Source organism: Aquipuribacter nitratireducens (assembly GCF_037860835.1).
GTDB lineage: Bacteria > Actinomycetota > Actinomycetes > Actinomycetales > JBBAYJ01 > Aquipuribacter > Aquipuribacter nitratireducens.
Window position 1 is genome coordinate 345,223 of sequence record NZ_JBBEOG010000002.1, and the last position, 15,831, is coordinate 361,053.

Below are 15,831 nucleotides of genomic sequence, written 5' to 3' on the forward strand. Positions count from 1 at the left end.
GACCGCTCCTCAGCCGAGGGCGGTGCCCGACAGGGTCGCGAGGACCGGGTCGTGGAGGTGGCCGTTCGTCGCGAGCGCGTCACCGCCCCACGGTCCGGGCTCACCGGCCAGCGACGTGAACCGCCCGCCGGCCTCCGTGACGACGGGCACGAGCGCCGCCATGTCGTGCAGCGCGAGCTCCGGCTCACACGCGACGTCGACCGCGCCCTCCGCCAGCAGCATGTACGACCAGAAGTCCCCGTACGCCCGCGTGCGCCAGCACGAGCGGGTGAGGTCGAGGAACCCCGGCAGCAGGCCGCGCTCCTCCCAGCCGGACAGCGAGGAGTACGACAGCGATGCGTCGCCCAGGTGGTCGACCCCGGACACCGAGATCTGGCGGGCCGAGGACAGGCTGCGGCCGGTGTACGCGCCCGTGCCCTTCGCCGCCCACCAGCGCCGCCCGAGCGCCGGCGCGCTCACGACGCCGACGACGGGCGTGCGGTCGTCGACGAGGGCGATGAGCGTCGCCCACACCGGGACGCCGCGGACGAAGTTCTTCGTGCCGTCGATGGGGTCGAGCACCCACTGCCGGCGCCCGTGCCCGGTCGGCTCGAGCTCCTCGCCGACGACCATGTCGCGGGGCCGGGCGCGCTGCAGCAGCGATCGCATCGCCCGCTCCGCGTCCGTGTCGGCCTCGGTGACGGGGGAGAGGTCCGGCTTCGTGCGGACCTCCAGGTCCGCCGCGCCGAAGCGGTCCATCGTGAGCGCGTCGACCTGGTCGGCGAGGGACAGCGCGAGGCGCAGGTCGTCGTCCCAGCCGCGCTGGCGGTCGCTGCTCGCGGCGCTCGTCATGCCTGGGAGCCTAGGGGTGCCGCCGTAGGGTGGGCGGGTGCCCGAGGAGCGGAAGGTCGTGCGTCGCGCCGACGCGACGGACCCGGACGCCCAGCCCGCCCGCTGGGCGGCGCGGCAGGACGACAGGACCCGCGGGCCGGTGCTCCGGTCGTTCTTCGACGCCGACGGCCGCCTCGTGCAGATCCCGGCGAAGCACACCAAGCGCCTCCTCGTCCTCGACGTCCTCGCGCAGGAGTTCGAGCCGGGCCGGCGCTACACGGAGACCGACGTCAACAACCGGCTGCGCGCCTACCACGACGACGTCGCCGCGCTGCGCCGCTACCTCGTGGAGAACCTGTTCCTCGCCCGCGACGCCGGCTGGTACTGGCGCACGGGCGGGTCGGTCGAGGGCCCGCCCGCGTAGCCGGCGGCGCCCGCCGTCACCACGTGTCGGCCGCGGCGCGCAGCGCCCCCAGCAGCCGGCGGAAGCTCTCCAGGCGCGCCGGGGTGCTGTTGCCCTCGCCGACCCAGTCGTCGAGGCCGCACTCGGCCTCGTCGTGGCTGCAGCCGCGCGGGCACTCGTCGGTGCCGGGCGCCAGGTCGGGGAAGGCGCGCAGCAGCCGGTCGGGCTCGACGTGCGCGAGCCCGAACGAGCGGATCCCGGGCGTGTCGACCGCCCAGCCGCCCGTCCGCAGCGGCAGCAGGACGGCCGACGTCGACGTGTGCCGGCCCTTGCCCGTGGTGCCGCTGACGTCGCTGACCGCCCGGTAGGCCCCCGGGGACAGCTCGTTGACGAGCGTCGACTTGCCGACGCCCGAGGGCCCGACGAGCGCCGTGGTGCGGCCGGCGAGCGCCGAGCGGACCCCGTCGAGTCCCCGCCAGTCGACCTTGCTGACGCCGAGCACCGACACGCCGAGCGCGGCGTAGGCGTCGACGACCGGCGCGGGGTCGGCGAGGTCCGTCTTCGTCACGACGAGGAGCGGGTCGACGCCGGCGTCCCAGGCCGCGACGAGGGCGCGGTCGACCAGGCGGGGGTTGGGCTCCGGGTCCGCCGCGGCCACGACGAGGCACAGCTGGTCGGCGTTGGCGACGACGACCCGCTCGACGGGGTCGGCGTCGTCGGCGCTGCGGCGCAGCGTCGAGGTCCGCTCCTCGACGCGGACGAGGCGGGCGAGGCTGTCGGTCGCGCCGCTGGTGTCCCCGACCAGCCCGACCCGGTCGCCGACCGCGACGTCGCCCGGCCGCAGCGCCCGTGCGCGCATCGCCACGACCTCCACCGAGCCCGGCTGCCGGTCCCCCGTGCTGCCGGCGGTGTGGGGCGGCGCCGGCACCAGGCACGTGTAGCGGCCCCGGTCGATCGTGAGGACCCACCCCGTCACCGCGTCGTCGTGGGCGGGGCGGTCCTTGGTGCGGGGCCGGGTGCCGCGCCGGGGCGGCCGGCTGCGGGCGTCGGACTCGTCCCACGAGGCCGTGCTGCGACGCCTCACCACGGGCGGGTCGCAGGGGTCGTCGCGGGAGCCGTCATCGGCCGTCGAGCATCCGCGTCCACAGCCCGACGAAGTCGGGGATCGTCTTCGACGTCGTCGCGACGTCGTCGACGACGACTCCCGGCACCCGCAGGCCGACGACCGCGCCGGTCGTCGCCATCCGGTGGTCGGCGTAGCTGTGCCAGCGCCCACCGTGCAGCGGTCTCGGCTCGATGCGCAAGCCGTCCTCGAGGACCTCGACGTGGCCGCCGAGCCGCCCGACCTCGTCGGCGAGGGCCTGCAGGCGGTCGGTCTCGTGGCCCCGCAGGTGGGCGATGCCCCGCAGCCGCGAGGGGGAGACCGCGAGCGCGGCGAGGCCCGCCAAGGTCGGCGCGACCTCGCCGGCGGCGTGGAGGTCGACGTCGATGCCGTACACCTCGCCGTCGCCGCTGACGGTGAGGCCGTCGGGGTCGAGCCGGACGTCGGCGCCCATGGCGTCGAGGACGTCGCGCAGCACGTCGCCCGCCTGCGTCGTCTGCTGCGGCCAGCCGGGCACGTGGACCGTGCCCCCGGTCACCAGGGCCGCGGCGAGGAACGGGCCCGCGTTCGACAGGTCGGGCTCGACGTCGACGTCGAGCCCCCCGACGGGTCCGGGGGCGACCCGCCACACGAGGTCCTCGGTGTCGTCGACCGTGACCCCGACGTCGCGGAGGTTCTCCACGGTCATGGCGACGTGCGGCCGGGACGGTACGGCGCTGCCCACGTGCCGGACGACGAGGCCGTCGCGCATGCGGGCGCCGGCGAGCAGCAGGCCCGACACGAACTGGCTCGACGCGCTCGCGTCGAGGGCGACCTCGCCACCCGCCGGCACCGGCCCCGCGTGGATCGTGCACGGGAAGCCGCCGTCGGTGTCGTCGACCCGGACGCCGAGGTCCCGCAGCGCCTGCAGCAAGGGGGCGACGGGCCGCTCGTGCAGGCGGGGGTCGCCGAACAGGTGCGCGGCCCGGCCGCTCACCGCGACGAGCGGCGGCAGGAAGCGCATGACGGTGCCCGCCAGCCCGCAGTCGACGGGCACGGGGTGCTCGTCGGCCTCCGGACCGGGTGCGCCCGAGGGCCGCGGCACCGGGGTGACGACCCAGTCCTCCCCGTCGTCGGCGACGACCGCGCCGAGCTCGCGCAGCGCCTGCGCCATGAGGAGCGTGTCGCGGGAGCGCAGCGGGTGACGCAGCCGTGACGGCTCGTCGGCGAGACCGGCGAGGACGAGGTAGCGGTTGGTGAGCGACTTCGACCCCGGCAGCCGGACGGTCGCCTCGACCGGGTGCACGGGGGTGGGGGCGGGCCAGCCGGCGGTGTCGCTCACCGGCCCAAGAGTGGCAGGGCCGGGGGACGCTGGCGCACGGTGCCCGTCAGTCGTCCTTGTGCTTCCTCAGCCGCGCGTCGGCCTTCTCGGCCTTCGCGCGCTGCTTCGCCGCACGGGCCTCGATCTTCGCGGCGTGCTTCGCCTGCTTCGCGGCCGCCTTCTCCACCGCCTTGCTCTGCTTCTCCCGCTGCGCGGCAGCCGCCTCGGCCTTGCGGGCGCGCTTGGCCTTGCGGACGGCGCGCTCCTGGGCGTACGGGGCGTCGGCGACGAGGAGGAGGCCCGACAGCAGCCCGAGGTTCTTGAGGAACTGGATGCGGTGCTGCTTCTGCTCCTCCTTCGGGTACTCCCAGAAGGCGTGCCCGGCGTACGTCGTCGGCACGAGGCTCGCCGCCAGCGCGAGCGCGGAGGTCCGCGGCAGCACCCCGGTGGCCATGCCGAGACCGCCCGCGACCATCACGCCGCCGTTGACGCGCGCGGCGAGGACGGGGTCGTCGGGGATCCCGAAGCGCTCGGCGGCCGCCTTGACGAGCGGGGCCGCGCGCTCGGCGGGCCTCGACGGGTCACGCAGGGCGTCGACCCCCGAGTGGACGAAGACGGCGGCGAGGAGCGGGCGGGCGATCCGACGGAACATGCCGCCATCCTGCCCGGGGCCGCCCGGGCTGTCGCGTCGGTGCTCGCCCGGGTGTCCGCGGCAGGTGGCAGGCTGCCCGGCATGTGCGGGAGGTACGCGGCGAGCCGCAGCCCGGAGGACCTCGTCGAGGAGGTCGTCGCCACCGGCCTGCCCGTCGCCCCGGTCGCCGCGACCGACCGCGCGGCGTTGCGGCCGTCGTTCAACGTCGCCCCGCAGCAGCAGGTGGCGGTGCTCGTGGCGCCCCGACCTCCCGAGGGCGGCGGCGACGCCCCCGACCCGGCCGCGCGGCTGCGCGCCCTCCGCTGGGGTCTGGTGCCGTCGTGGGCCAAGGACCCCGCCGTCGGCAACCGGATGATCAACGCGCGTGTCGAGACGGTCACCGGGAAGCCGGCGTACCGCTCGCTCGTCGGCTCCCGGCGCTGCGTCCTCCCGGCGGACGGCTGGTACGAGTGGCAGGCCGTCCCGAAGGAGCGCAGCGGCACCGGGAAGGCACGCAAGCAGCCCTTCTTCATGGCCCCGCCCGACGGGGGCCTCCTCGGGCTCGCGGGCCTCTACTCGTGGTGGCGCGTGCCCGACGTCGCCGACCCGGACGACCCCGCGGCGTGGTTGGGGACCGTCACCGTCCTCACCACGGACGCCGAGCCGGGGCTGCGTGCCGTCCACGACCGCATGCCCGTCGTGTTGCCCGCGGAGCACTGGCGCCGCTGGCTCGACCGGGACGTCCCCGGCCCCGAGGCGCTGGCACTCCTCGCGGACCTGCCGACGGGGCGCGTCGTCCCCCGGCCCGTCCAGCCGGCCGTCGGGAACGTCCGCAACGACAGCCCCGCCCTGCTCGCCCCCCCGGCGGCGGAGGAGCTCGTCGGGGTCGTCGACCCGACGACGGGGGAGCTCTTCGCCTGAGCGCGGGGAGAGCGCGGGGAGGGCGCGGGCGGCCCGCGGGAACAGCGTCGCGGGGGCCGCTGTTGCCGCCGACATGAGCGTGGGGACGACCGGGACACCACAGGTGCTGCCGCACCCGGGCCCGCCCCTCCTCACCCGGATCGGCGGCGTGCCGCTGCGCCGGATAGCCTCGCCTGCCATGGGTGAGGACACGAGCCGGGCTCCGCTCGAGGAGTCCCCGCAGGAGCGCCGGGAGCGCTTCGAGGCCGAGGCCCTCCAGTACGTCGACCAGCTGTACTCCGCCGCGCTGCGGATGACGCGCAACCCGGCCGACGCCGAGGACCTCGTCCAGGAGGCGTTCGCCAAGGCGTTCGCCGCCTTCCACCAGTACCGCCCCGGCACCAACCTCAAGGCGTGGCTCTACCGCATCCTCACCAACGCCTACATCAACACCTACCGCAAGAAGCAGCGGCAGCCGCAGCAGCAGCAGACGGACGAGATCGCCGACTGGCAGCTCGCCCGGGCCGAGTCCCACACCTCCAGCGGGCTGCGCTCCGCCGAGGTGGAGGCCCTCGACGCCCTCCCGGACAGCGACGTCCGCGAGGCCCTGCAGAGCATCCCCGAGGACTTCCGCATGGCCGTGTACTACGCCGACGTGGAGGGCTTCGCCTACAAGGAGATCGCGGAGATCATGGGCACGCCCATCGGCACCGTGATGTCGCGCCTGCACCGCGGGCGCCGCCAGCTGCGCGAGCTCCTCACCGACTACGCGCTGGACCGCGGCTTCATCCGGCAGGCGCCGGACGGGGTCGAGCCCACGCGCCGGAGCGAGGACGTGGAGGTGACCGGATGAGCTGCGGGAAGCCCCACGAGACCGACTGCGCGGACGCGCTCGACCGGCTGTACGAGTACATCGACGGCGAGCTGACCCCCGAGGTCAAGCACAAGATCCGGGTGCACCTCGACGAGTGCGCCCCCTGCCTGGACCAGGCCGACGTCGAGCGGGCTGTCAAGGCGCTCGTGTCGCGGTCCTGCCGGGAGGGCGCGCCCGAGGGGCTGCGGCAGCGGGTGCTGGCCCGGCTCGACTCCGCGCGCCAGCAGGCCGGCGAGGCCTGACGGCCCCACGCACCCGAGCCGCGCACGAGGGCCCGGTCACCGTCACCGGTGACCGGGCCCTCGTGCGTCCTGGGCCGCTCGCTCAGGCGTTCGGCTTCTTGCCGTGGTTCGCGCCGTTCTTCTTGCGGGCGCGGCGCTTGCGGGCGCGCTTGCTCATCCGAGCCTCCTCCGTCGTGTCGTCGCTCGCGGGCCCCCGGTCGTCCGGTGAGGGTCCGCTCGTCCGGCACGATGGTCCCATGGAAGAGGTGCGCGCCGAGATGGTGGCCAACGTGCTGAGCGTCAACGTCGCCGTCGGCGACCGGGTGGAGCCCGCCACGGAGCTCGTGCTCCTGGAGTCCATGAAGATGGAGATCCCGGTCCTGCCGGAGGTGGGCGGCCGGGTGAGCCGGGTCGCCGTGGAGGCGGGCGACGTCGTGCAGGAGGGTGACCTGCTCGTCGTCCTGGACTGAGCGTGACGCTCCGGAGACGCTGCGTCCTCCGGACGGGCGTATGCCGGGTGAACCGGTCAAGCGCCGGTCCGGACGGCCCGATCCTGCGGAGGTGACCGAGACCCCCCTCAGCGTCGTGCCCTTCCTCCGGGCCCTCGTCGAGCTCAAGGGCTCCGACCTGCACTGCAAGGTCGGCTCCCCGCCGCGCATCCGCATCGACGGCAGCCTCCGGAAGGTGCAGTCGCCCGCGCTGTCCCCCGAGGACACCGAGCACATGGTGACGGAGGTGCTGCGGGAGGACCTCCTCGCGGAGTTCCGGACGAGGAACGAGGCCGACTTCGCGTACTCGATCCCCGGCGTCGGCCGCTTCCGTGTCAACGCCTTCCGCCAGCGCGGCTCGGCCGGCCTGGTGTTCCGGCGCGTGTCCGTCGGGGCGATCCCGCTGTCCGACCTCGGGCTGCCGGACGTCATCGCGCGCCTCGCCCTCGAGCCCCGCGGCCTCGTGCTCGTGACCGGGCCGACCGGCTCGGGCAAGACGACGACGCTCGCCGGGATGATCGACCACATCAACACCCACCGCGAGGTCCACGTCGTCACCATCGAGGACCCCATCGAGGTCATCCACTCCGACAACCTCTCGATGATCAACCAGCGGGAGGTGCGCCTCGACACGTCCGACTTCGGCACCGCGCTGCGGGCCGCGATGCGGCAGGACCCCGACGTCATCCTCGTCGGCGAGATGCGCGACCACGAGACGGTGAAGGCGGCGCTCGCGGCGTCGGAGACCGGTCACTTCGTCATGTCGACGCTCCACACCACCGACGCGCAGGAGACCGTCAACCGCGTCATCGACTTCTTCCCGCCGCACGAGCAGAAGCAGGTCCGCCTCGCCCTGGCCGGCGCGTTGCGCGGCATCATCTGCCAGCGCCTCGTGCCGCGTGCGGACGGACAGGGTCGCTGCGTCGTCATGGAGGTCGCCGTCAACACCGGCCGCATCGCCGACGCGATCGTCGACCCCGACAAGACGAGCACCATCCACGACCTCCTCAAGGAGGGGTCGTACTACGGGATGCAGACCTTCGACCAGCACCTCGTCCAGCTGCTGCGGGACGGCATCATCACGCTGGAGGACGCGCGCCACGCCTCGAGCAACCCGCACGACCTCCAGGTGGAGCTGCGGCGCCTCGGCCTCGTCGCGTGAGCTACAGCGCGTAGGCGTACGTCACGAGGTCGATGCCCGGGCCGGGGGACCAGTCCCGGTCCGGGGTGCGGGTGAAGCCCATCCGCTCGTACATCCGGTGCGCGGTCGTCATGCGCGGCCCGCTCGACAGGACGAAGCGGTGGCAGCCCTCGCCGCGCGCACGGTCGAGGCACCACCGCGTGACGGCGGGGCCGACACCCCGGCCACGCGCGCTCGCGGCCACGGCGAGCATCCGCATCTCCGCCTCACCGGGTCGCGCGAGCTCGGCCCACCGGTTCCCCGCCGTGGCGTACGTCGCGGTGGCGAGCAGGCGGTCACCGTCGAGGGCGGCGAGCAGCACGGCCTCCCGGGCCCGCGGGGCGGCGTCGGCGACGACGTGGAGGTAGCCCTCCTCGTCGACGATGAGCCCCTCGCCGCCGTACACCTCGCCGGCGAGGGTGCCGCACGCACGGACGAGCGCGGTCTCGCCGGGGTGGACCTGCCGGACGACGACGCCGCCCCCCTCGCGGGGGGCGGCGTGGTCGGTGTCGCGGGTGACGTCGGTCACGCGGCCTTCTTCGTCTCCCAGAAGATCTCGGCGATCTCGTCGATCTTCGCGAGGAGCTGCTCGGCGACCGCGACGTCCGTGCTGCCCTTGACGCCGCTCGCGCCGGCGAGCTTCGTCGTCTCGTTGAACAGCTCGTGCAGCTGCGGGTACTTCTCGAAGTGCGGCGGCTTGAAGTAGTCCGTCCACAGCACCCACAGGTGGTGCTTGACGAGGTCCGCGCGCTCCTCCTTGATCTGGACCGCGCGCTGCTTGAACTCGGCGTCGTCCGAGCCGTGGAACTTCTGCATGCAGCCCTTGACGGACTCGGCCTCGATGCGGGCCTGCGCCGGGTCGTAGACCCCGCACGGCAGGTCGCAGTGCGCACTGGCCTCGACGAACCGGAAACCGATCATGGGTGAGTCATCCTCTCGACGGGTGCTCGGTCCGGGGGCAGGACGCCCTCACCGGACCCTTGGGACACTACCTGTGTGCCCACCCGCCCGCCCGGCCACGCGTGGCTGCTCGTACGGGTCCGCGGCCGTTCGATGAGCCCCGCGCTCCGCGACGGCGACCTGCTGCTCGCCCGGGCCGCCGCGACCGTGCACCCGGGCGACGTCGTCGTCGCCGACCTGCCCGGCGGGCGCGGTCGTGGCGTCAAGCGCGTCCTGCGCCGGGACGGCGACGGCTGGTGGCTCGAGCGCGACAACCCGACCGCCGGCAGCGACTCGTGGCTCTTCGGGGCCGTGCCGGGCGACGCCGTCCTCGGTGTGGTCCGCGCCCGGCTGTGGCCGCGGCCGGGGAGGGTCCCGGCGCGCGTGCGCTGACTCGCGGGGCGGGGCGGCGTGCCGGAGCCTCGACACGTGCCGGCCTCCGCCCCCGACGACGCCCCCGACCGCCCCGGTGCCCGGCAGTGGGTGCCGCCCGCCGGGGGTGTCGAGGCCCTGCGGTCCGCGGCGCCCGCCTGCCGCGGCTGCGAGCTGCACGGGCCCGCGACGCAGGTGGTGTTCTCCGCGGGCAACCCGGCTGCCCGCGCCGTGCTCGTCGGCGAGCAGCCCGGCGACGTCGAGGACCGCCAGGGCATCCCCTTCGTCGGGCCCGCCGGACGGCTCCTGCAGCGCGCGCTCGACGAGGCCGGCGTCGACCGCGCCGACGTCTACGTGACGAACGCCGTCAAGCACTTCCGCTTCGAGCAGCGGGGGAACCGGCGCATCCACCAGACCCCGGAGCTCGCGCACATGACGGCGTGCCGGCCGTGGCTCGAGGCCGAGCTCGCGGCCGTCGACCCCGAGGTCGTCGTCGTCCTCGGGGCGACCGCGGCGAAGACCCTCCTCGGCCCCTCGTTCCGGGTGACCCGGGAGCGCGGCGTGCTCGCCGAGCGCGACACCGTGGCGGGGCGTCGGCCCGTGCTCCCGACGGTCCACCCGTCGTCGGTCCTGCGCGGACCCGAGGAGCAGCGGGAGGAGGCGTTCGCCGCGCTCGCCGCCGACCTCGCCGTCCTCGCCCACCACCTCAGGGCGTGAGGACGAGCTTCCCCTCGACCTCGCCGCGGACCATCCGCTCGACCGCGTCGCGGGCGTCGGCCATCGGTAGGACGCTGTCGACGAGGGGCCGCACCCCCGTCGTCACGCACATCCGGAGCAGGCGCTGCAGCTCCTCTCGCGTCCCCATCGTCGACCCGACGACCCTCAGCTGCAGGAAGAACACCCGCTGGAGGTCCGCGGGCGGCGAAGCACCCGAGGTCGCACCGGACACCACGAGCGTCCCCCCGGGGCGCAGGGCACGGAGGGAGTGCGCCCACGTCGCCTCGCCGACGGTCTCCATGACGGCGTCGACGCGGTCCGGCAGCCGGGCGCCGGTCTCGAACACGGCGTCGGCGCCGAGGGCGAGCGCCCGCTCGCGCTTGCCCTCGTCGCGGCTCGTCACCCACACCCGCAGCCCGGCCGCGCTGCCGAGTGCGGTGAGGGCCGTCGCCACCCCGCCGCCCGCCCCCTGGACGAGCACCGTCTGGCCGGGCACGCACCCGCCGCGCACGAACAGCATCCGGTAGGCCGTGAGCCACGCGACCGGCAGGCACGCGGCGTCCTCGAACGACATCTCCGGCGGCTTCGGCACGAGGTTGCGGGCCGGTACGAGCACGGTGTCGGCGAAGGTCCCGGGGTAGCGCTCGCTCAGGAGGCTGCGACGGGGGTCCTCCGTCTCGTCGCCCGTCCAGCCCGGCTGGGAGATCACCCCGTGGACGACGACCTCCTCCCCGTCCGGCCCGACGCCGGCGGCGTCGCTGCCGAGGACCATCGGCATGCGGTCGGCGGGCAGGCCCACCCCGCGCAGGCTCCACACGTCGTGGTGGTTGAGGGAGGCGGCCCGCACCGTCACGGGGACCCAGTCCTCCGGCGGCGAGACGACGGGCTCCGGTGCGCGGTCGCGCACCTCGAGCGCGGCGAGCGGGTCGTCGGGGGACGGGTGGGTGACGACGACGGCGACCATGGGGAACGTCTACCAGCGGGTGTGGTCCTCGGCACGACGGGTACCTCTCCCCGGACGGTCACCAGCCCGACGAGAGGACCCCTGTGGACCACGAGGTGCGCAACGACACGACCCGCCGCTTCATCGCGGCCCTGCGGAAGGTGGAGCAGGACGGCGACCTCGACGGTCTCGCCACGCTCTTCACCGACGACGCCGAGGTGCGCAGCATCGACGGTCACGGCCCCCGCCGCGGCCAGGACGGCATCCGCGAGCTGTTCGGGGAGTACGTCGGCCAGTTCGAGTCCCTCCGGACGACGTTCACCCAGGTCACCGAGGGCGAGCAGCACGCGGCGCTGGAGTGGACGACCGAGGCGGTGCGCCCGGGAGGGCACGAGGTCGAGTACACCGGCGTCACCGTCATCGACCTCGACGGGGACCGGTGCAGCGGGTTCCGGACCGTCTACGACTCGGCGCGGCTCATGCAGAAGGTGGCGCCGGGCTGACGACCCCCAGCCACGGGAACCAGCCCCCGTGGAGCACGAGGTAGGCGAGCAGCCCGTACCCGGCCTGCCCGGGCACGCGTCCGTCCGAGGCGGCGAGGTCCCGTTCCCAGTCGGCGTGCCCGTCGAGGGCGGCGTACGTGTCGACGTAGGGCACCCGCCGGCGGTCGCACACGTCGGCGAGGGCGTGCGACAGGGGCGCCACCTGCTCGGCGAGGGCTCCGTCGGGGCCGTCGCGCAGCACCGGCGGCGGCCCGACGACGAGCACGGGCAGCCCCCGTGACTGCGCGGCGTCGACGACGTTCGCGACGTTGAGGCGGCTCCGCGCCGTCGTCACGCCGTCCCGGAGGTCGCCGATGCCGGGCGCGACGACGAGACGACCGCCGAGGCCGAGCCGCCGCGCGGTCTCCGACTCCCAGCGCGCCGCGAGGTCGACGGTCGTCTCGCCGGGCACGCCGAGCGGGAACGCCGTGAGGCGGATGTCGTCCTGCGGGGTGCGGGCGACGACACGGCCCACCCAGCCGAGCGCGCGGGCGTCGCCGCGCCCGGCCACGAGCTCGTCGCCGACGACGCAGACGGCGACGTCGGCCCGGTCGCCGTTCAGCGGCCCAGCGCCTGCTCGACGAGGCGCGCCTGCTCGTCCGCGTGGCGGCGGGCCGAGCCGGTCGCGGGCGACGCCGACGCCGGGCGAGTCGCGTGGTGCAGCGGCCGACCACCGAACGCCTCGTACGTCTGCATGGCGACGTACGACCAGGCGCCCTGGTTCTCCGGCTCCTCCTGCACCCACACGAGCGTGGCGTCCTCCGGGTAGCGCTCGAGGGTCCCCATGAGCTCCTGGAGCGGGAGCGGGGCCACCTGCTCGAGCCGCAGGATCGCGGTCCGCTCGTCGCCCGCCTTCTCCCGGGCCGCGACGAGGTCGTAGTAGACCTTGCCGCTGCACAGCAGCACCCGGTCGACCTGCTGCGGGTCGCGCACCGCAGGGTCGTCGACGACGGGGCGGAAGCCGCCGGTCGTGAAGTCCTGCACCTGCGACGTCGCCGCCTTGAGGCGCAGCATCGACTTCGGCGTGAAGACGACGAGCGGGCGCCGCGGCTTGGCGTACGCCTGCCGGCGCAGGAGGTGGAAGTACGACGCCGGCGTGCTCGGCACGGCGACCGTCATGTTCTCCTCCGCGCACATCTGGAGGTAGCGCTCGATCCGCCCCGAGGAGTGGTCCGGGCCCTGGCCCTCGTAGCCGTGCGGCAGCAGGAGCGTGACGCTGCTGCGCTGCCCCCACTTCTGCTCCCCGGCGGAGATGAACTCGTCGACGATCGTCTGCGCCCCGTTGCCGAAGTCGCCGAACTGCGCCTCCCACAGGACGAGGGCGTCCGGCCGCTCGACGGAGTACCCGTACTCGAAGCCCATCGCGGCGAACTCGCTGAGCAGCGAGTCGTACACCCAGAAGCGGGCGTGCTCACCGAGGGAGGACAGCGGCGCCCACTCCGCGCCCGACTGCCGGTCGATGAGGACGGCGTGCCGCTGCACGAACGTGCCGCGCCGCGAGTCCTGCCCGGCGAGGCGCACGGGCGTGCCCTCGTGGACGAGCGAGCCGAACGCGAGCAGCTCGCCGAACGCCCAGTCGATGCCGCCCTCACGGGACATCTGACGTCGCTTCTGCAGCAGGGGGGTGAGCTTCGGGTGGGGGGTGAAGCCCTCCGGTGGGGTCGCGAAGGCGTCGCCGATCGCGTGGACGAGGGACTCCTCGACCGCCGTCGCCCGCGTGTCGGCGGGCTGGGCGTCGTCCTGGGCCTGGGCGCTCGGCAGCTCGAGGCCGCCGGTGGGACGGTCGCCGTGCTGCTCCTTCGTCGCCTCGCGGACCTCCTTGAAGACCCGCTCGAGCTGGTCGGAGTAGTCGCGCAGCGCCGCCTCGGCCTCCTCGACCGTGATGTCGCCGCGGCCGATGAGGGACTCGGTGTAGAGCTTCCGCACACTCCGCTTGCCCTCGATGAGGGTGTACATGAGCGGGTTCGTCATCGACGGGTCGTCGCCCTCGTTGTGACCGCGGCGTCGGTAGCAGATCATGTCGACGACGACGTCCTTGGCGAACTTCTGCCGGTACTCGAACGCGAGCTGCGCGACGCGGACGCACGCCTCGGGGTCGTCGCCGTTCACGTGGAAGATCGGCGCCTGGATCATGCGCGCGACGTCGGTGGCGTAGTACGAGGACCGGCTCGCCGTCGGGGCCGTCGTGAAGCCGACCTGGTTGTTGACGATGACGTGGACGGTCCCGCCGGTGCGGTACCCGCGAAGCTGGGAGAGGTTGAGGGTCTCCGCGACCACGCCCTGGCCGGCGAACGCCGCGTCACCGTGGATGAGGACCGGCAGCACGGGGAACGAGGCGCCGCCGAGGTTGATCCGGTCCTGCTTGGCCCGGGCGATGCCCTCGAGCACGGGGTTCACCGCCTCGAGGTGGGAGGGGTTGGCCGCGAGGTACACCTTCGTCTGCGAGCCGGAGGGGGCGGTGAAGGTGCCCTCGGTGCCGAGGTGGTACTTGACGTCACCGGAGCCCTGGACCGTCTTCGGGTCCTGCTGACCCTCGAACTCCGCGAAGATCTGCCCGTACGTCTTGCCCGCGAGGTTCGCGAGGACGTTGAGGCGACCGCGGTGCGCCATGCCGATGCACACCTCGTCGAGGCCCGCGTCCGCGGCGTCGCTGAGGAGCTGGTCGAGGATCGGGATCGTCGACTCCGAGCCCTCGAGGCTGAACCGCTTCTGGCCGACGAACTTCGTCTGCAGGAACGTCTCGAACGCCTCGGCGGCGTTGAGCCGGCCGAGGATGCGCAGCTGCTCCTCGCGGGACGGCTTGTCGTGGCCGTGCTCGACGTGGTCCTGGATCCAGCGCCGCTCCTCCGGGTTCTGGATGTGCATGTACTCGATGCCGACCGTGCGGCAGTACGAGTTGCGCAGCACCCCGAGGATGTCGCGGAGCTTCATGGTCGGGCGGCCGCCGAAGCCGCCGGTCGGGAACGTGCGGTCGAGGTCCCACAGGCTGAGGCCGTGCGTCTGGACGTCGAGGTCCGGGTGCCTGCGCTGGCGGTACTCCAGCGGGTCCGTGTCCGCCATGAGGTGCCCGCGCACGCGGTAGGCGTGGATGAGCTCGACGACCCGCGCGGTCTTGTTGATCTCGTCGTCGTCGGACACGGAGACGTCGCGCACCCAGCGGATCGGCTCGTACGGCACCCGCAGGCTCGCGAAGACCCGCTCGTAGAAGCCGTCCTGGCCGAGCAGCTTGTGGTGCAGGAGGCGGAGGAAGTCGCCGGACTGCGCGCCCTGGATGATGCGGTGGTCGTACGTGCTCGTCAGCGTGATCGTCTTGCTGACGGCGAGGCGGGCGAGCGTCTCCTCGCTCGCGCCCGCGTACTCGGCGGGGTACTCCAGCGCCCCGACGCCGACGATCGCGCCCTGCCCCTGCATGAGCCGCGGCACGGAGTGGACGGTCCCGATCGTGCCGGGGTTCGTGAGGCTGACGGTCGTGCCCTGGAAGTCCTCGAGCGTGAGCGAGCCGGAGCGGGCCCGGCGCACGACGTCCTCGTAGCCCGCCCAGAACTGCGCGAACTCCATGCGCTGCGCGCGCTTGATGCTCGGCACGAGGAGCTGGCGGGTGCCGTCGTCCTTCGCGAGGTCGATGGCGATGCCGACGTTGACGTCCTCGTTGCGCAGGACGCCGGGCTTGCCGTCGACCTCCGCGTACGCGTAGTTCATCTCCGGCATCTCGCGCAGCGCCTCGACGAGCGCGAACCCGATGAGGTGGGTGAACGAGACCTTTCCGCCGCGGGCTCGGGCGAGGTGGTTGTTGAGGACGATGCGGTTGTCGATGAGGAGCTTGGCCGGGACCGCGCGCACGCTCGTCGCGGTCGGGACGGTGAGGCTCGACTCCATGTTCGTCACGACCCGCGCCGCGGGGCCCTTGAGGCGCACCGGCTCGACGCGTCCGCCGTCACCCGAGCCGGCGGGGGCGCTCGAGGCGGCGGGGGAGGAGGTGGTCGACGGCCGGCTGGTCTGAGGTGCGCTCACCCGCTGCTGCTCCTTCGCGTCCTGTGTCGGCGTCGCCTTCGGCTCGGGCTTCTGCTCGGGCTCGGGCTCGGGCTCGGGCTTCGGCTCGGGCTCCTGCTCGGGCTCCTGCGCGGGCTCGGGCTCCTGCTCGGGCTCGTCGGCGGGGCTGTCGAGCGGACCGTCGGAGAAGAACTCCCGCCACTCCGGGGACACCGACGACGGGTCGCGCCGGTAGGCCTCCTGCAGCTCCTGCACGAGCCACTCGTTCGGCCCGAAGCCCGTCATGGGGTCGTCTGCCGGGGTCTGCTTCGACACGGCGTGCTTCGCCTTCTTCCCTCGCGCGATGGTGGTCGTCCCGCCGCGGTCAGCCTAGACCTGCCCCGGCGCCGGTTCCGGTCCGAGGACGGGCCCCGGCGGTG

19 protein-coding genes are annotated in these 15,831 nt (G+C 74.2%); 9 read left to right on the forward strand and 10 right to left on the reverse strand.

Annotated elements, in window-relative coordinates:
* Positions 1-9: 9 nt before the first annotated feature.
* Positions 10-831 carry a histidinol-phosphatase gene (gene hisN / locus WAB14_RS05010; RefSeq protein WP_340267995.1) on the reverse strand — a complete coding sequence of 274 codons (822 nt, stop codon included), beginning with the start codon at positions 829-831 and terminating at the stop codon, positions 10-12.
* A 37-nt stretch (positions 832-868) separates the two neighbouring features.
* Between hisN and WAB14_RS05015 the strand changes: the two genes are divergently transcribed.
* Positions 869-1,234: a DUF2087 domain-containing protein gene (locus WAB14_RS05015; RefSeq protein WP_340267997.1), complete on the forward strand. Its 366-nt coding sequence runs from the start codon at positions 869-871 to the stop codon at positions 1,232-1,234.
* A gap of 16 nt (positions 1,235-1,250) precedes the next feature.
* On the opposite strand, the gene rsgA is transcribed toward WAB14_RS05015, so the two are convergent.
* The 3 genes from rsgA to WAB14_RS05030 are packed head-to-tail and all read right to left on the reverse strand — an operon-like array spanning position 1,251 to position 4,267.
* Entirely contained in the window at positions 1,251-2,297 is a 1,047-nt protein-coding gene (gene rsgA / locus WAB14_RS05020) for a ribosome small subunit-dependent GTPase A (protein ID WP_340267999.1), read from the reverse strand.
* A gap of 34 nt (positions 2,298-2,331) precedes the next feature.
* The gene (gene aroA / locus WAB14_RS05025; RefSeq protein WP_340268001.1) at positions 2,332-3,636 is read right to left on the reverse strand and encodes a 3-phosphoshikimate 1-carboxyvinyltransferase; all 1,305 of its coding nucleotides are present in this window, start codon (positions 3,634-3,636) and stop codon (positions 2,332-2,334) included.
* A 46-nt stretch (positions 3,637-3,682) separates the two neighbouring features.
* The gene (locus WAB14_RS05030) at positions 3,683-4,267 is read right to left on the reverse strand and encodes a DoxX family protein (protein ID WP_340268003.1); all 585 of its coding nucleotides are present in this window, start codon (positions 4,265-4,267) and stop codon (positions 3,683-3,685) included.
* Positions 4,268-4,348: 81 nt separating this feature from the next.
* Here WAB14_RS05030 and WAB14_RS05035 point away from each other — a divergent pair, with 81 nt between their 5' ends.
* The 3 genes from WAB14_RS05035 to rsrA all read left to right on the forward strand — a co-directional run bounded on the left by WAB14_RS05035 (position 4,349) and on the right by rsrA (position 6,262).
* The gene (locus WAB14_RS05035; RefSeq protein ID WP_340268005.1) at positions 4,349-5,167 is read left to right on the forward strand and encodes an SOS response-associated peptidase; all 819 of its coding nucleotides are present in this window, start codon (positions 4,349-4,351) and stop codon (positions 5,165-5,167) included.
* A gap of 73 nt (positions 5,168-5,240) precedes the next feature.
* On the forward strand, positions 5,241-5,999 hold the full coding sequence (locus WAB14_RS05040; RefSeq protein WP_377002445.1) for a sigma-70 family RNA polymerase sigma factor: 759 nt from the start codon (positions 5,241-5,243) through the stop codon (positions 5,997-5,999).
* Entirely contained in the window at positions 5,996-6,262 is a 267-nt protein-coding gene (gene rsrA, locus WAB14_RS05045) for a mycothiol system anti-sigma-R factor (RefSeq protein ID WP_340268008.1), read from the forward strand. The genes WAB14_RS05040 and rsrA overlap by 4 nt, the downstream gene beginning before the upstream one ends.
* Before the next feature lie 82 nt (positions 6,263-6,344).
* On the opposite strand, the gene WAB14_RS18215 is transcribed toward rsrA, so the two are convergent.
* A complete protein-coding gene (locus WAB14_RS18215; protein ID WP_377002503.1) occupies positions 6,345-6,419 on the reverse strand; it encodes a 50S ribosomal protein bL37 in 75 nt (24 codons plus the stop codon).
* Between the two features lie 79 nt (positions 6,420-6,498).
* Here WAB14_RS18215 and WAB14_RS05055 point away from each other — a divergent pair, with 79 nt between their 5' ends.
* Together WAB14_RS05055 and WAB14_RS05060 are read left to right on the forward strand one after the other, a co-directional pair.
* A complete protein-coding gene (locus WAB14_RS05055; RefSeq protein ID WP_340268012.1) occupies positions 6,499-6,711 on the forward strand; it encodes a biotin/lipoyl-binding carrier protein in 213 nt (70 codons plus the stop codon).
* Positions 6,712-6,802: 91 nt separating this feature from the next.
* Positions 6,803-7,891 (forward strand): type IV pilus twitching motility protein PilT, encoded by a 1,089-nt coding sequence (locus WAB14_RS05060; RefSeq protein ID WP_340268014.1) that lies wholly within the window; start codon positions 6,803-6,805, stop codon positions 7,889-7,891.
* Between the two features lies 1 nt (position 7,892).
* Here the strand turns inward: WAB14_RS05060 and WAB14_RS05065 are convergent, their stop codons facing one another.
* Positions 7,893-8,438: a GNAT family N-acetyltransferase gene (locus tag WAB14_RS05065; RefSeq protein ID WP_340268016.1), complete on the reverse strand. Its 546-nt coding sequence runs from the start codon at positions 8,436-8,438 to the stop codon at positions 7,893-7,895.
* Entirely contained in the window at positions 8,435-8,830 is a 396-nt protein-coding gene (gene sodN, locus WAB14_RS05070) for a superoxide dismutase, Ni (protein WP_340268018.1), read from the reverse strand. Before sodN ends, WAB14_RS05065 begins: the two co-directional genes overlap by 4 nt.
* A gap of 75 nt (positions 8,831-8,905) precedes the next feature.
* Between sodN and WAB14_RS05075 the strand changes: the two genes are divergently transcribed.
* The gene (locus WAB14_RS05075; protein ID WP_377002444.1) at positions 8,906-9,241 is read left to right on the forward strand and encodes a S24/S26 family peptidase; all 336 of its coding nucleotides are present in this window, start codon (positions 8,906-8,908) and stop codon (positions 9,239-9,241) included.
* Positions 9,242-9,277: 36 nt separating this feature from the next.
* Positions 9,278-9,937, forward strand: coding sequence for a UdgX family uracil-DNA binding protein (locus tag WAB14_RS05080; RefSeq protein ID WP_340268020.1), 660 nt, complete (start codon positions 9,278-9,280; stop codon positions 9,935-9,937).
* On the opposite strand, the gene WAB14_RS05085 is transcribed toward WAB14_RS05080, so the two are convergent.
* On the reverse strand, positions 9,927-10,901 hold the full coding sequence (locus tag WAB14_RS05085; RefSeq protein ID WP_340268022.1) for a zinc-binding dehydrogenase: 975 nt from the start codon (positions 10,899-10,901) through the stop codon (positions 9,927-9,929). The genes WAB14_RS05080 and WAB14_RS05085 overlap by 11 nt on opposite strands.
* An 83-nt stretch (positions 10,902-10,984) precedes the next feature.
* Here WAB14_RS05085 and WAB14_RS05090 point away from each other — a divergent pair, with 83 nt between their 5' ends.
* The gene (locus WAB14_RS05090; protein ID WP_340268024.1) at positions 10,985-11,383 is read left to right on the forward strand and encodes a nuclear transport factor 2 family protein; all 399 of its coding nucleotides are present in this window, start codon (positions 10,985-10,987) and stop codon (positions 11,381-11,383) included.
* Here the strand turns inward: WAB14_RS05090 and WAB14_RS05095 are convergent.
* On the reverse strand, positions 11,358-11,984 hold the full coding sequence (locus WAB14_RS05095; RefSeq protein ID WP_340268481.1) for a GDSL-type esterase/lipase family protein: 627 nt from the start codon (positions 11,982-11,984) through the stop codon (positions 11,358-11,360). The two genes, WAB14_RS05090 and WAB14_RS05095, sit on opposite strands and share 26 nt — an antisense overlap.
* A complete protein-coding gene (locus WAB14_RS05100; RefSeq protein ID WP_340268026.1) occupies positions 11,981-15,727 on the reverse strand; it encodes a multifunctional oxoglutarate decarboxylase/oxoglutarate dehydrogenase thiamine pyrophosphate-binding subunit/dihydrolipoyllysine-residue succinyltransferase subunit in 3,747 nt (1,248 codons plus the stop codon). The genes WAB14_RS05095 and WAB14_RS05100 overlap by 4 nt, the downstream gene beginning before the upstream one ends.
* Positions 15,728-15,831 lie beyond the last annotated feature (104 nt).